At 58.2% G+C, this 12634-nt stretch carries 12 protein-coding genes; 2 read left to right on the forward strand and 10 right to left on the reverse strand.

The genetic code is table 11. From position 1 onward, the window contains the following. Positions 1-33 precede the first annotated feature (33 nt). The 3 genes from CKW16_RS12885 to CKW16_RS12895 all read right to left on the reverse strand — a co-directional run bounded on the left by CKW16_RS12885 (position 34) and on the right by CKW16_RS12895 (position 2660). Positions 34-771 (reverse strand): S-methyl-5'-thioinosine phosphorylase, encoded by a 738-nt coding sequence (locus CKW16_RS12885; protein WP_095128748.1) that lies wholly within the window; start codon positions 769-771, stop codon positions 34-36. Between the two features lie 12 nt (positions 772-783). Then, positions 784-1794: a beta-N-acetylhexosaminidase gene (gene nagZ, locus CKW16_RS12890; protein ID WP_095128749.1), complete on the reverse strand. Its 1011-nt coding sequence runs from the start codon at positions 1792-1794 to the stop codon at positions 784-786. A 158-nt stretch (positions 1795-1952) separates the two neighbouring features. Continuing rightward, positions 1953-2660, reverse strand: a complete 708-nt coding sequence (locus CKW16_RS12895; protein ID WP_007933170.1) for a TetR/AcrR family transcriptional regulator — start codon at positions 2658-2660, stop codon at positions 1953-1955. Between the two features lie 229 nt (positions 2661-2889). Here CKW16_RS12895 and lexA point away from each other — a divergent pair, with 229 nt between their 5' ends. Together lexA and sulA are read left to right on the forward strand one after the other, a co-directional pair. Beyond that, the gene (lexA, locus tag CKW16_RS12900) at positions 2890-3498 is read left to right on the forward strand and encodes a transcriptional repressor LexA (protein ID WP_007933171.1); all 609 of its coding nucleotides are present in this window, start codon (positions 2890-2892) and stop codon (positions 3496-3498) included. A gap of 10 nt (positions 3499-3508) precedes the next feature. Next, on the forward strand, positions 3509-3982 hold the full coding sequence (sulA, locus tag CKW16_RS12905; protein ID WP_008151409.1) for an SOS-induced cell division inhibitor SulA: 474 nt from the start codon (positions 3509-3511) through the stop codon (positions 3980-3982). Between the two features lie 94 nt (positions 3983-4076). Here the strand turns inward: sulA and CKW16_RS12910 are convergent, their stop codons facing one another. From CKW16_RS12910 to CKW16_RS12940, 7 genes are all read right to left on the reverse strand, one after another. Further along, complete coding sequence (locus CKW16_RS12910; protein ID WP_095128835.1) at positions 4077-4310, reverse strand: hypothetical protein; 234 nt, start codon at positions 4308-4310, stop codon at positions 4077-4079. 154 nt (positions 4311-4464) lie between these two features. Further along, positions 4465-4986, reverse strand: coding sequence for a DUF6586 family protein (locus CKW16_RS12915; RefSeq protein WP_095128750.1), 522 nt, complete (start codon positions 4984-4986; stop codon positions 4465-4467). 141 nt (positions 4987-5127) lie between these two features. Next, the gene (gene topA / locus CKW16_RS12920; RefSeq protein ID WP_095128751.1) at positions 5128-7761 is read right to left on the reverse strand and encodes a type I DNA topoisomerase; all 2634 of its coding nucleotides are present in this window, start codon (positions 7759-7761) and stop codon (positions 5128-5130) included. A 114-nt stretch (positions 7762-7875) separates the two neighbouring features. Further along, positions 7876-8112 (reverse strand): DUF1653 domain-containing protein, encoded by a 237-nt coding sequence (locus CKW16_RS12925; protein ID WP_007953059.1) that lies wholly within the window; start codon positions 8110-8112, stop codon positions 7876-7878. A 99-nt stretch (positions 8113-8211) separates the two neighbouring features. Then, positions 8212-9387, reverse strand: a complete 1176-nt coding sequence (gene fadA, locus CKW16_RS12930) for an acetyl-CoA C-acyltransferase FadA (RefSeq protein WP_076030378.1) — start codon at positions 9385-9387, stop codon at positions 8212-8214. Between the two features lie 29 nt (positions 9388-9416). Continuing rightward, positions 9417-11564, reverse strand: coding sequence for a fatty acid oxidation complex subunit alpha FadB (gene fadB / locus CKW16_RS12935; protein ID WP_095128752.1), 2148 nt, complete (start codon positions 11562-11564; stop codon positions 9417-9419). Positions 11565-12104: 540 nt separating this feature from the next. Beyond that, positions 12105-12542: a hypothetical protein gene (locus tag CKW16_RS12940; RefSeq protein ID WP_095128753.1), complete on the reverse strand. Its 438-nt coding sequence runs from the start codon at positions 12540-12542 to the stop codon at positions 12105-12107. Positions 12543-12634 lie beyond the last annotated feature (92 nt).

Below are 12634 nucleotides of genomic sequence, written 5' to 3' on the forward strand. Positions count from 1 at the left end.
CTGAAAGTGATTGTAGTTCGCAGGTATCAAGACTCAGCCTTTAAGCACCCGAGCCAACGTCGACTTCACCTTGCCCATCCCGTCATGCAACGCTTTCTCGATCTCGGCCATGGTGATCACTGCCGTCGACTTGCCCGCTGCCGGGTTTACTACCAGCGCCAGACAGGCGTAATCCAGTTCCAGCTCACGAGCCAATGCCGCTTCCGGCATTCCGGTCATGCCGACGATGTCGCATCCGTCGCGCTCCAGTCTGGCGATTTCAGCGACGGTTTCCAGTCGCGGCCCTTGAGTGCAGGCATACACGCCATGACTGCTGTAGCCAACACCTTCGGCCGCCAGTGCCGCGATCAACTGCTGACGCAGTGGCTCGCTGTACGGGTAGCTGAAGTCGATGTGTGTGACCTGCTGCAGATCATCGGCGAAATAGGTGTGTTCGCGCCCGCTGGTGTAGTCGATCAGCTGATGCGGCACGCAGAAATGCCCGGTCCCCATCGCGGAATGAATCCCACCCACGGCGTTGACCGCGAGAATCGCTTCGGCACCAGCCTGTTTCAGCGCCCAGAGGTTGGCGCGGTAGTTCACCTGATGCGGCGGAAAACGGTGAGGATGACCGTGGCGCGCAAGAAACAGCACTTCCTTGCCGGCGTACTCGCCGATCTGCACTTCAGCCGAAGGCGCGCCGTACGGCGTGTCCACCGCCAGCGACTGACGAATGCTCAGGCCTTCGAGTTGAGTCAGGCCGGTTCCACCGATAATCGCGTAAACCGCCATAACGAAAAGTCCTCAATCAATCAGTTGAGCTTCTTTGAGCGCGCCCACGGCTGCCAGCCAGCGCGGGTCTTGACGGTATTCAGTGCTGGCGTACGACTGGCCGCGCATCCGCGCGATGCGCTCGGACGGCTTGACCTTCAGACGCTGGGCGGCGCTCAGGGCCAATTCAGCGGCCGCGCGATCGTTGCACACCAGGCCCATGTCGCAACCGGCAGTCAGCGCCGCTTCGATACGGCTGGCAGCATCGCCGACCACGTGGGCGCCGGCCATGGACAGGTCATCGCTGAAGATCACGCCGTCGAATTGCAGCTCGCCACGCAGGATGTCCTGCAACCAGCGACGGGAGAAGCCGGCGGGTTGGGCATCGACTTGCGGATAGATAACGTGGGCCGGCATGACCGCAGCCAATTGCTTGCTCAGTCGGGTGAACGGCACCAAGTCATTGGCGCGGATTTCGTCGAGGCTGCGCTCATCAACAGGGATCGCAACGTGGGAATCGGCCTCGGCCCAGCCGTGACCGGGAAAGTGCTTGCCGGTGGCGGCCATGCCGGCGCTGTTCATGCCGCGAATAAAGGCTCCCGCCAGCAACGCTGCACGCTCGGGATCACCTTCAAATGAACGGGTGCCGACCACGGCGCTGCGCTGGAAGTCGAGGTCCAGCACCGGAGCGAAACTCAGATCGAGGCCGACGGCCAGCACTTCAGTCGCCATGATCCAGCCGCACTGTTCGGCGAGGTACTCGGCATTCGGGTTGTCAGCGATGGCGCGCATGGCTGGCAGTCGCACGAAGCCCTGACGCAAACGCTGAACCCGGCCGCCCTCCTGGTCGACTGCCAGCAGCAGATCGGGGCGAATGGCGCGGATTGACGCGCTCAACTCGCGCACCTGGCGGGGGTGTTCGATATTGCGGGCGAAAATGATCAGGCCGCCCACTTCGGGTTGGCGCAACAATTGGCGATCTTCAGCCGTCAGCCAGGTACCGGCGACGTCCACCATCAACGAGCCTTGCAGGCCAGCAGTCATAGAGATTCCTTGATAACGATAAACCCGGCTCGCACGTAATCGCCGCCATGGGCAATGCCCGGCAGGTCGGCGATACAAATGGGGAGCGGGTTCAGAACGAGAGTCGGCATGGGCGGCTAGCTTAGCGGATGTCAGCTGCCGCGCCCACCCGTGCGCGGTTAAACCTTGGCGGCAACCGGGGTTGATTTGCTGCGCGGACGCAACTGCGCAGTGGCCATGGCCGTATCGGTCACGCCGGTTTCGGCGCGCATGCCCGCTGCCAGGAACGGCACCATCAGACGCATGACTTGCTCAATGGAGGTGTTGACGCCGAAGTCGGTCTCGGCAATTGCGCGCAGAGCCTTGATACCGGACATGCTGAACGCGGCGGCGCCGAGCATGAAGTGCACACGCCAGAACAGCTCAATCGGCGGAATACGCGGTGCAGCTTCGTTGACCAACATCATGTAGCGGCGGAACACCTTGCCGTACATGTCTTCCAGATAACGTCGCAAGTGCCCTTGGCTCTGACTGAAAGCCAGACCCAGCAAACGCATGAAAATCGACAGGTCGTTGCCGCTGCGTGGTTGCACCACCAGGGCTTGCTCGACGAGGATTTCCAGCAGCTCTTCGAGCGTCGGTTTGTTTTCCGGCTTGGCCTGACGCCGCTCCAGCTCTTTATCAAGGCTTAAGCAGAACGGCCCAAGAAAGCGCGAGAAAACTGCCTGGATCAGCGCCTTCTTCGAACCGAAGTGATAGTTCACCGCCGCCAGATTGACACCAGCCTTGCTGGTGATCAGACGCAATGAGGTTTCAGCAAAACCTTTTTCCGCGAACAATTGCTCGGCAGCATCAAGAATGCGTTCAACGGTTTCCGACTGGGCCATGGCTACTCCGCCTGACAAACACTTGTTTGAAACATACGTTTCAGCCCAGGCCTTGTCAAGCCTGACGGTTCGTTTTGGGAATGGTCAGTCATCTATTTAACCATACAACTCGCAAGCGTGAATCAGCAGGCTTATCGACCGTCTGGCGGCCGGCAAAAAAAGGGGCATTGCCAAGACAGTTTCACTGTATATAATCCCAGTCACTGTATAAAAAGACAGAGCGATCAATATGCTAAAGCTGACGCCACGCCAAGCAGAGATTCTGGCCTTCATCAAACGCTGCCTCGAAGACAACGGCTACCCGCCCACCCGCGCGGAAATCGCTCAGGAACTGGGTTTCAAGTCGCCCAATGCGGCGGAAGAACACCTCAAGGCGCTGGCCCGCAAGGGCGCGATCGAGATGACGCCCGGTGCTTCCCGTGGCATTCGCATTCCCGGCTTCGAAGCCAAGGCCGACGAATCCACCCTGCCGATCATTGGCCGAGTGGCTGCCGGTGCTCCGATCCTCGCCCAGCAGCACATCGAAGAGTCCTGCAATATCAACCCGTCATTCTTCCATCCTCGCGCCGACTATCTACTGCGGGTCCATGGCATGAGCATGAAGGATGTGGGTATTTTCGACGGTGACCTGCTGGCAGTGCACACCACCCGCGAAGCCCGCAACGGCCAGATCGTAGTAGCGCGGATCGGCGACGAAGTGACCGTCAAGCGCTTCAAGCGCGATGGCAGCAAGGTCTGGTTGATTGCCGAAAACCCTGAATTCGCCCCTATCGAAGTAAACCTGAAAGATCAGGAACTGGTGATCGAAGGCTTGAGTGTCGGCGTCATTCGCCGCTAAAGGAGGCTTTATGCAGTTCCCACACACATCACAGCAAGCCCAACTGCCGTTGTTCGAGGCTTTCATGGTGCAGCCATTGGCGCCGATCCTGAAAGACGTGGTCGAGTCCCCCTGGAGCGCCGAGCCCGAAGTCTTTAGTGAGCTGTCGCTGCGTGGTGCAGCCGGGAACTGCCTGAACCTTCTTGCGCCGATTCTCAGGGAACTGAGTCAGGACCAGGACGCGCGCTGGCTGACGCTGATCGCTCCACCCGCCAGCCTGACCCAGGCCTGGTTGCGGGACGCCGGCCTTAACCGCGAACGCATCCTGCTGCTGCAACCGCGCGGCACTCAGAGCGCTCAGCAGTTGACCTGCGAGGCCTTGCGCCTGGGCCGCAGCCACACAGTGGTCAGCTGGCTCAACCCATTGAGCACAACTTCACGGCAACAGTTGATCAGCGCCGCCCGGATCGGGGACGCACAAAGCCTGAATATTCGATTGGGTTAACTGACAAACAAAGCGCGCGTTGAACAACGCGGGGCTTCTCCAAGGATAGAGAAGCCAACCTGTAGCGATATCAGCAAAAAACCGACAGGCGGGATCAATGAAGAACCCGAGACCCCTCGTCCGAATTGAAATCGCCTTCAACCAAACGTCCGGCCATCTGAACGCCGACGCTCAACATCGCCTTGGCGACTTCCACGTGCTGGCCCTGCAGGAATGCTTTGGCATCCTCGGAGAAATCCAAAGTAACCAGAGAACCCTCGTCCTCAGCCCTGCGCAGCTCAATACGGCCGTCTGGTAACTCGACAATTTCTAGAAAGGACGTTGGCATAAAGGTCTGTTCTCCACGAAAGGCGGGGATTATATAGGCATCGGCCAGGCTTCGCTCGGGATCTTGACCAGATGCCATTACAAAGAGAAAGGTCCGACAGTTCTCATCCCTGAACGGACAACCCTCCGGGCCATCCATTATTCAGCTCAATCCTTCAGCACTCGTTCAGGCCTTCGCGAAACCGAATCGCCAGCCCCTTGAGGTTCTGACGCCAGCTCTCCAGCTCTTCCCGGCTCAGCTCTTGTGGAGCTTCTTCATCCAGGTTAACGGCCAGGATCAGCGGCTGCGTCACGTCACCCTTAGGCTTGTGCGGCGCCCGTGGCGGCTGAAACAGCGCAGCGTGGGCCGCAAGCAGTTTGGCCAGCCAGGTTTCCGAATTATTGGCCAACTCGACCATCTCGGCCATTTCCGGAATCGCGATGGCTTCAAGCACTTCGCGAGTCAGCAGCAACTCGGCCCGAGGCGCATTGGCCTGAGGCAAGCGATAGAAACCGGCGATTTCATGGCACAGCCCCAGCAACGCACCGTACAGGTGAAACAAGGCTGACTCGCGCCCGGCTTGAATCAGCGCCAGGGAGTTCATCGCCCGCCCCTCTTCGGCTCTGGCGAGCGCTTCCAGCGACAGGCCGGCGAAGTAAATCTTCTGGTTGGTACGGGTATAGAGTTCGTGGGCCATGACGGCAGCCTCCACAACGAAATAATTGCTTCACGCAGGTCAGACAGTGTCGTGGATCAGCTCCGCTTCCCGCAAGCACAAAACAAAAAGGCCGCATGAAAACCCGAGGGTTGTCATGCGGCCTTTTCAGTACAGCACCTGTTAAGCCTTGGCGGTCTTCGCCGGGCGCTTGTCTTCAACCGTCCACTTGCCGCCGTCGTAGTACGCTTTCCAGCCAGTCGGCTTACCCTCGACTTCAGTCTGTACGTACTGCTCTTTGGTTTTACGGCTGTAACGGATCACAGCAGGCAGGCCGTCCGGATCTTTCTTCGGCGCTTCGCAGAGGAAGTGGTACTTCGGATCGATCTCATCCTTGTGCGGCACGATTTCCATGACCAGCGGAGCACGCGTCTCGCGGTTTTTCGGGAATTGACTGGCCGCCAGGAACAGGCCGGAAGCACCGTCGCGCAGAATATAGGTGTCGTTGACCTTTTCGCATTTCAGCTCAGGCATCTTCACCGGATCCATCTTCGGCGGTGCTGCATCACCGCTTTTCAGCAGTTTGCGGGTGTTCTTGCACGTCGCATTGGTGCAACCGAAGAACTTGCCGAAACGGCCGGTCTTGAGCTGCATCTCGCTGCCGCACTTGTCGCATTCCAGGCTCGGACCTTCGTAGCCTTTGATGCGATAAGTGCCCTCTTCGATTTCGTAGCCAGAGCAATCCGGGTTGTTACCGCAGATGTGCAGCTTGCGCTTCTCATCCAACAGGTAAGCGTCCATCGCCGTGCTGCAAATCGGGCAGCGGTGCTTGCCACGCAGCACCAGCGATTCCGATTCACCCTCGTCGTCCGCCGCGATTTCGTCGCCCGGCACCAGGTTGACGGTGGCCTTGCAGCGTTCTTTCGGCGGCAGGCTGTAGCCCGAGCAACCGAGGAACACGCCAGTCGATGCGGTACGAATCTGCATCGGACGACCGCACAACACGCACGGAATGTCAGTCATCACCGGCTGGTTGGCGCGCATGCCACCTTCGGCGCTTTCGGCTACTTCGAGTTTCTTCTTGAAGTCGCCGTAGAACTCGTCGAGTACGTTCTTCCAGTCGCGTTCACCCTGGGCCACGTCATCGAGGTTCTCTTCCATGCCGGCGGTGAAGCCGTAGTCCATGAGATTGGAGAAGCTCTCGGCCAGACGTTCGGTAACGATGTCGCCCATCTTTTCCGAGTAGAAACGACGGTTGTGCAGCGCTACGTAGCCGCGGTCCTGGATGGTCGAAATGATCGCCGCGTAGGTCGAAGGACGACCAATGCCGCGTTTTTCCATTTCTTTAACCAGGCTCGCTTCCGAGTAACGCGCCGGCGGCTTGGTGAAGTGCTGGGTCGGATCAAGCTTGATCAGCTTCATCGCGTCGCCCTGAGCCATATCCGGCAGCACGTCGTCATCGCCAGGCTTGGCAATTTGCGGCATAACGCGGGTGTAACCGTCGAACTTCAGGATGCGGCCTTTGGCGCGCAACTCGAAGTCACCGGCACCGACGGTGACCGTGGTCGACAGGTATTGGGCCGGCAGCATCTGGCAAGCGAGGAACTGGCGCCAGATCAGCTCGTAGAGCCGCTCAGCATCACGCTCCATGCCCGACAGCTTGCTTGGCTCGGTATTGGCATCGGACGGACGAATCGCTTCGTGAGCCTCTTGTGCGCCTTCCTTGCTGCTGTAGACATTCGGGTTTTCCGGCAGGTATTTCTTGCCGAATTCACCTTCAATATAAGTACGCGCCATCGTCACGGCATCGGCCGAGAGGTTGGTGGAGTCGGTTCGCATGTAAGTGATGTAACCGGCTTCGTACAGACGCTGGGCCATCATCATGGTTTTCTTCACACCGAAGCCCAGGCGGTTACTTGCGGCCTGTTGCAGGGTGGAGGTGATGAACGGTGCCGACGGCTTGCTGCTGGTCGGTTTGTCTTCACGCTTGACGATGCTGTAGCTGGAAGCCTTGAGCTTCTCCAGCGCGGCCATGGCCTGAGCTTCGTTGAGCGGCTTGAACGCTTCGCCTTTCTCGCGAGCTACGTCAAAGCGCACGGTTGCGCCCTTGGCGGTGCCGAGGTCGGCGTGAACTTCCCAGTACTCTTCCGGGTTGAACGCGCGGATTTCACGCTCACGCTCGACGACCAGCTTCACGGCAACCGATTGCACACGACCGGCGGACAGGCCACGAGCGACCTTGGCCCACAGCAGTGGCGAAACCATGTAACCCACCACGCGGTCGAGGAAACGACGCGCTTGTTGTGCGTTTACACGATCGATGTCCAGCTCGCCCGGCTTGGAGAAGGCTTCCTGAATCGCCTTCTTGGTGATTTCGTTGAACACCACGCGCTTGTAGCGGCTGTCGTCACCACCGATGGCTTCGCGCAGGTGCCAGGCAATGGCTTCCCCCTCGCGATCCAAGTCGGTTGCGAGATAGATGGTGTCAGCATCTTTGGCGAGCCGGCGCAGCTCTTCGATGACCTTTTCCTTGCCCGGGAGGATCTCGTACTTGGCTTTCCAGCCATGATCGGGATCGACACCCATGCGCGAGACCAGCTGCTTGCGCGCCTTCTCTTTTGGCGTGAGCACCGGACCTTCACCCGCAGCGGCCTTGCCGCGCTTGGCGGCTGGCTCTTTGCTGGCGCTAGCCGAACCGCTGGTGGGCAGGTCTCGGATATGGCCGATACTCGACTTCACCACGTATTGGTTACCCAGATACTTGTTGATGGTCTTGGCCTTAGCCGGGGATTCCACAATGACCAGCGATTTGCCCATGGATCAGAAAATTCCTGAATTCTAGAAGTGAAAGGCGGTTGGCGCCTGACGCGGCACCGCTATATATAGTGGCTACAAGGTGAGGTCAAGCGCAGGGTATTGCGCGCACTCAGCTTATGGCTTGGAAAAAAGGCTCGGTTCGGCTTGCACCAAAGCAAAGCGTGGCACCTGTTCGCCGTCAACCTCGACCGACTCCAGGAACATGCTCAAGGGACGCACCCAAAAGCCGTAATCGCCATACAGGGCTTGGTAGAAGACCACTTCTTCTTCGGTTTCCGAATGCCGCGCAACACTGAATACGCGGTACTGCGGACCTTTGTAATGTTGGTAGAGCCCAGGTTGTATCGGCATGGTTTGGCCCTCGCTCAAATCTTTTCAAAATAAAAACAAAAATAAATTCAGAAAAACAAAAACCGGGGCACTTGGCCCCGGCTTCCTTCAACGAAACGCTTAAACGCGTTCGAAGACGGTGGAGATGCCTTGGCCGAGACCAATGCACATGGTAGCTACCCCGAAGGTGCCGCCATTTTGCTTCATCACGTTCAGCAGAGTGCCGGAGATACGCGCACCGGAGCAACCAAATGGGTGACCCAGGGCAATCGCACCGCCGTGCAGGTTAACCTTCTCGTTCATCTTGTCGAGTACTTTCAAATCTTTCAGCACTGGCAGGGCCTGTGCGGCGAAAGCTTCGTTGAGCTCGAAGAAGTCGATATCGTTAATGCCAAGACCCGCGCGTTTCAGTGCTTTTTGTGTGGCCGGTACTGGACCATAGCCCATGATTGCCGGGTCCACACCTGCCACTGCCATCGAACGAATCACCGCCATAGGCTGAATGCCCAGGTCCTGTGCACGCTGCGCCGACATCACGATCATGCACGAAGCACCATCGGTGATTTGCGACGAAGTACCGGCTGTCACGGTGCCGCCCTTAGGGTTGAACGCTGGCTTCAGAGCCGCCAGGCTTTCCAGGGTAGTTTCCGGACGAATGGTTTCGTCGTAGTCGAACAGTTTCAGGAAACCGTTCTCGTCGTAGCCCTGCATCGGGATGATTTCGTCTTTGAACTTGCCTTCCAGGGTCGCCTTGTGAGCGAGCTGGTGGGAGCGCACGCCGAAAGCGTCCTGTTGTTCGCGACTGATGCCGTGCATTTTACCCAGCATTTCAGCGGTCAAACCCATCATGCCCGAGGCTTTCGCCGCGTACAGGGACATGTGCGGGTTCGGATCGACACCGTGCATCATGCTCACGTGCCCCATATGCTCGACGCCGCCAACCACGAACACGTCACCGTTGCCGGTCATGATCGCTTGCGCAGCAGTGTGCAGAGCGCTCATCGACGAACCACACAGACGGCTGACGGTCTGGCCGGCAGCGGTGTGCGGGATCTGAGTCATCAGGGACGCCATGCGGGCGATGTTCCAACCCTGCTCCAGGGTCTGGTTTACGCAGCCCCAGATCACGTCTTCGACTTCGCTCGGATCAACCTTGACGTTGCGTTCCAGCAGTTTACTGATCAGGTGCGCCGACATGTCTTCGGCGCGGGTGTTGCGGTGCATGCCGCCCTTGGAGCGGCCCATCGGAGTACGACCGAAGTCGACAATCACGACGTCTCTAGGATTCAAGCTCATATATTCACTCTCACTCTAGTTGGGGGCGCTTAACCGAAGAACCGCTGGCCGGTTTTGGCCATTGCACGCAGTTTTGCGGTCGGGTGGTACAGCGCGCCCAAATCAGCGTACTGGTCAGCCAGGGCAACGAACTCTGCAACACCGATCGAATCGATGTAGCGCAGCGCACCGCCACGGAATGGAGGGAAACCAATACCGTAGACCAGACCCATGTCGGCTTCGGCAGCGGTTTCGACAATGCCGTCTTCCAGGCAACGCACGGTTTCCAGGCACAGCGGGATCATCATCCAGTTGATGATGTCGTCGTCAGTGACTTCAAGCTGTTCAAAGACGATCGGCTTGAGCACTTCCAGTACCGACGGATCGGCGACTTTCTTCTGCTTGCCGCGCTTGTCGGTCTCGTAGGCGTAGAAGCCCTTGCCGTTCTTCTGGCCCAGGCGCTTGGCTTCGTACAGCACGTCGATGGCCGAACGACGGTCGTCTTTCATGCGGTCCGGGAAGCCTTCAGCCATCACGTCGCGACCGTGGTGGCCGGTGTCGATGCCGACTACGTCCATCAGGTACGCCGGGCCCATTGGCCAGCCGAATTTTTCCATGACCTTGTCGATACGGACGAAGTCCACACCGGCGCTGACCAACTTGGCGAAACCGCCGAAGTACGGGAACAGCACGCGGTTGACCAGGAAGCCCGGACAGTCGTTGACGACAATCGGGTTCTTGCCCATTTTCTTGGCGTAGGCAACGGTGGTGGCGACAGCCACTTCGCTGGACTTCTCGCCACGGATCACTTCTACCAACGGCATCATGTGCACCGGGTTGAAGAAGTGCATGCCGACGAAGTTTTCCGGACGCTTGAGGGCTTTGGCCAGCAAGGTGATGGAAATGGTCGAGGTGTTGGACGCGAGGATGGTGTCCTCTTTGACCTTACCTTCGACTTCAGCCAGAACGGCTTGCTTGACCTTAGGGTTCTCGACGACCGCTTCAACGACCAGGTCGACGTGACCGAAATCACCGTAGGACAGGGTCGGGCGAATGCCGTTGAGTACTTCGGCCATTTTCGCCGGGGTCATGCGACCTTTATCAACGCGGCCCACCAGCAATTTGGCAGCTTCAGCCAGACCTTGCTCGATGCCGTGCTCGTTGATGTCCTTCATCAGGATCGGCGTCCCTTTGGAGGCCGACTGATAAGCGATACCGCCACCCATGATGCCGGCGCCCAAAACGGCAGCCTGCTTCACTTCTTTGGCGATTTCGTCGTAGGCCTTGGCCTTTTTCTTCAGTTCCTGATCGTTCAGGAACAGACCGATCAAGCTCTGCGCGGCAGAGGTCTTGGCCAGTTTGACGAAACCGTTGGCTTCGACTTCCAGCGCCTTGTCGCGACCGAAGTTCGCGGCTTTCTGGATAGTTTTGATCGCTTCGACCGGTGCCGGGTAGTTCGGGCCCGCTTGACCGGCCACGAAACCCTTGGCGGTTTCGAACGACATCATTTGCTCGATGGCGTTGAGCTTGAGCTTTTCAAGCTTCGGCTGACGCTTGGCCTTGTAGTCGAACTCGCCGGAGATGGCGCGCTTGATCAGCTCCAGAGCAGCTTCCTGCAGCTTCTCGGGAGCAACCACTGCGTCGACTGCGCCGACTTTCAGCGCGTCTTCAGGACGGTTTTCCTTGCCGGCGGCAATCCATTCGATGGCGTTGTCGGCACCGATGATGCGCGGCAGGCGCACGGTACCGCCGAAGCCCGGGTAGATGCCCAGCTTGACTTCCGGCAGACCGATCTTGGCCTTGGTGGACATGACGCGGTAGTCCGCCGCCAGGCACATTTCCAGACCGCCACCCAGGGCGATGCCGTTGATCGCGGCGACAGTCGGGACGTTGAGGTCTTCGAAATCGCTGAAAATCTTGTTGGCTTCCAGGTTGCCAGCAACAAGCTCTGCATCTGGCAGCTTGAAGTTTTCGACAAACTCGGTGATGTCGGCGCCGACGATGAACACGTCCTTGCCACTGCTGACGATCACACCCTTGATCGAAGCATCTGCCTTGATGGTGTCTACGGCCTGACGCAGTTCGTTCAGGGTTAGACGGTTGAACTTGTTGACGGACTCACCCTTGAGGTCGAATTTCAATTCGACGATGCCACTTTCAAGAGCCTTAACCGTGATGGCTTTACCTTCGTAAATCATCAACTGATCTCCACGATATGGAAGCTGAACAGTACACGTCGGACGCAGGCGAATGGCTCGGCAAGGACGTTTAACGTCCATGCTACGCCTATCCACCCGGCACACCCGCCAACGCGATAGTCGGGATTCTGTAGGAGCGGTCTGTAATACAAACGCTCAATTCATACGCCCGTTTGATTTGGGTACGTCACCTTCACGGAATTTCCGACAATTGTCAATCGCCCAAAATACGGGTTGAAATGCGACTTTCCGGTCATTTCCGTACCGCGAAGCCCTGCAACACGCGGCTGCATGTAAGTCCATTCATAGGATCAATAGTTAGAAAAGTCGCCCTAATTCGCTGCAGCCTTTGTTTAACAAGCTACGCTGGCGGGACCTTGAGGAAAAAACATGAACGCTTTTGGCGAATGCCCAGCGTAATATCAGCGCCACACCGAATTACCGGCCTGCCTGGCCAACTCCAGCCCGGTGATGATGTCGGGCTTTTTATTGCCTGTCTGCCAGACGTTTCGCGCCATTGCGGCGCGAAATTTCCGCGATTTATGCCAGCGCCTTCAGCACCGCATCAATATCCTGCAAAACCGTCGATTCGCCCTTCTCGCCCCAATACAACGTGATCATCTGCTTGTCTGCTTCGACCTTGTAAACGTTGTCTGGCAACTTTTCGAAATGAATCAGCAACGCCGGTTCCTCGCAAACCTCCTGCCACTGGTTGACCCATACACCCGGCGCTTTTTGCCAATAACTCCAACACGCCGGCCGATTGCCCCGCCGCGGTCGATGGTATTGGGCGCAAGGGCTCGGCGGCTCCTTGCTCAGCCAGTGCGGCCAGTCCTGAGGCGCCAGTTGCATCGCCAATCCGATGCGTCGCGCCTCCATGCGCAGGGCCATGCGGCCGCTCTGGTGGCGCGACGGCCGCAACCATGCCAGCGGACTCAGTACCACCAACAGGATTGACACCACTATCCAGACCGTCATATCTGTACTCCCGATTCTTGATGGGCGCATTGGGTCACTTTGAAAACAATGCGCTTGAAACCAGCCATACTTACCAATATTGCAACCCTCAG

Origin of the sequence: Pseudomonas sp. Irchel s3h14 (assembly GCF_900187425.1) — a bacterium.
GTDB lineage: Bacteria > Pseudomonadota > Gammaproteobacteria > Pseudomonadales > Pseudomonadaceae > Aquipseudomonas.

Bases quoted from the DNA above. Each gene is read 5' to 3' on its own strand.
- CKW16_RS12885 (WP_095128748.1), bottom strand. From the start codon at position 771: ATGGCGGTTTACGCGATTATCGGTGGAACCGGCCTGACTCAACTCGAA.
- nagZ (WP_095128749.1), bottom strand. From the start codon at position 1,794: ATGACTGCTGGCCTGCAAGGCTCGTTGATGGTGGACGTCGCCGGTACC.
- CKW16_RS12895 (WP_007933170.1), bottom strand. From the start codon at position 2,660: ATGGCCCAGTCGGAAACCGTTGAACGCATTCTTGATGCTGCCGAGCAA.
- lexA (WP_007933171.1), top strand. From the start codon at position 2,890: ATGCTAAAGCTGACGCCACGCCAAGCAGAGATTCTGGCCTTCATCAAA.
- sulA (WP_008151409.1), top strand. From the start codon at position 3,509: ATGCAGTTCCCACACACATCACAGCAAGCCCAACTGCCGTTGTTCGAG.
- CKW16_RS12910 (WP_095128835.1), bottom strand. From the start codon at position 4,310: ATGCCAACGTCCTTTCTAGAAATTGTCGAGTTACCAGACGGCCGTATT.
- CKW16_RS12915 (WP_095128750.1), bottom strand. From the start codon at position 4,986: ATGGCCCACGAACTCTATACCCGTACCAACCAGAAGATTTACTTCGCC.
- topA (WP_095128751.1), bottom strand. From the start codon at position 7,761: ATGGGCAAATCGCTGGTCATTGTGGAATCCCCGGCTAAGGCCAAGACC.
- CKW16_RS12925 (WP_007953059.1), bottom strand. From the start codon at position 8,112: ATGCCGATACAACCTGGGCTCTACCAACATTACAAAGGTCCGCAGTAC.
- fadA (WP_076030378.1), bottom strand. From the start codon at position 9,387: ATGAGCTTGAATCCTAGAGACGTCGTGATTGTCGACTTCGGTCGTACT.
- fadB (WP_095128752.1), bottom strand. From the start codon at position 11,564: ATGATTTACGAAGGTAAAGCCATCACGGTTAAGGCTCTTGAAAGTGGC.
- CKW16_RS12940 (WP_095128753.1), bottom strand. From the start codon at position 12,542: ATGACGGTCTGGATAGTGGTGTCAATCCTGTTGGTGGTACTGAGTCCG.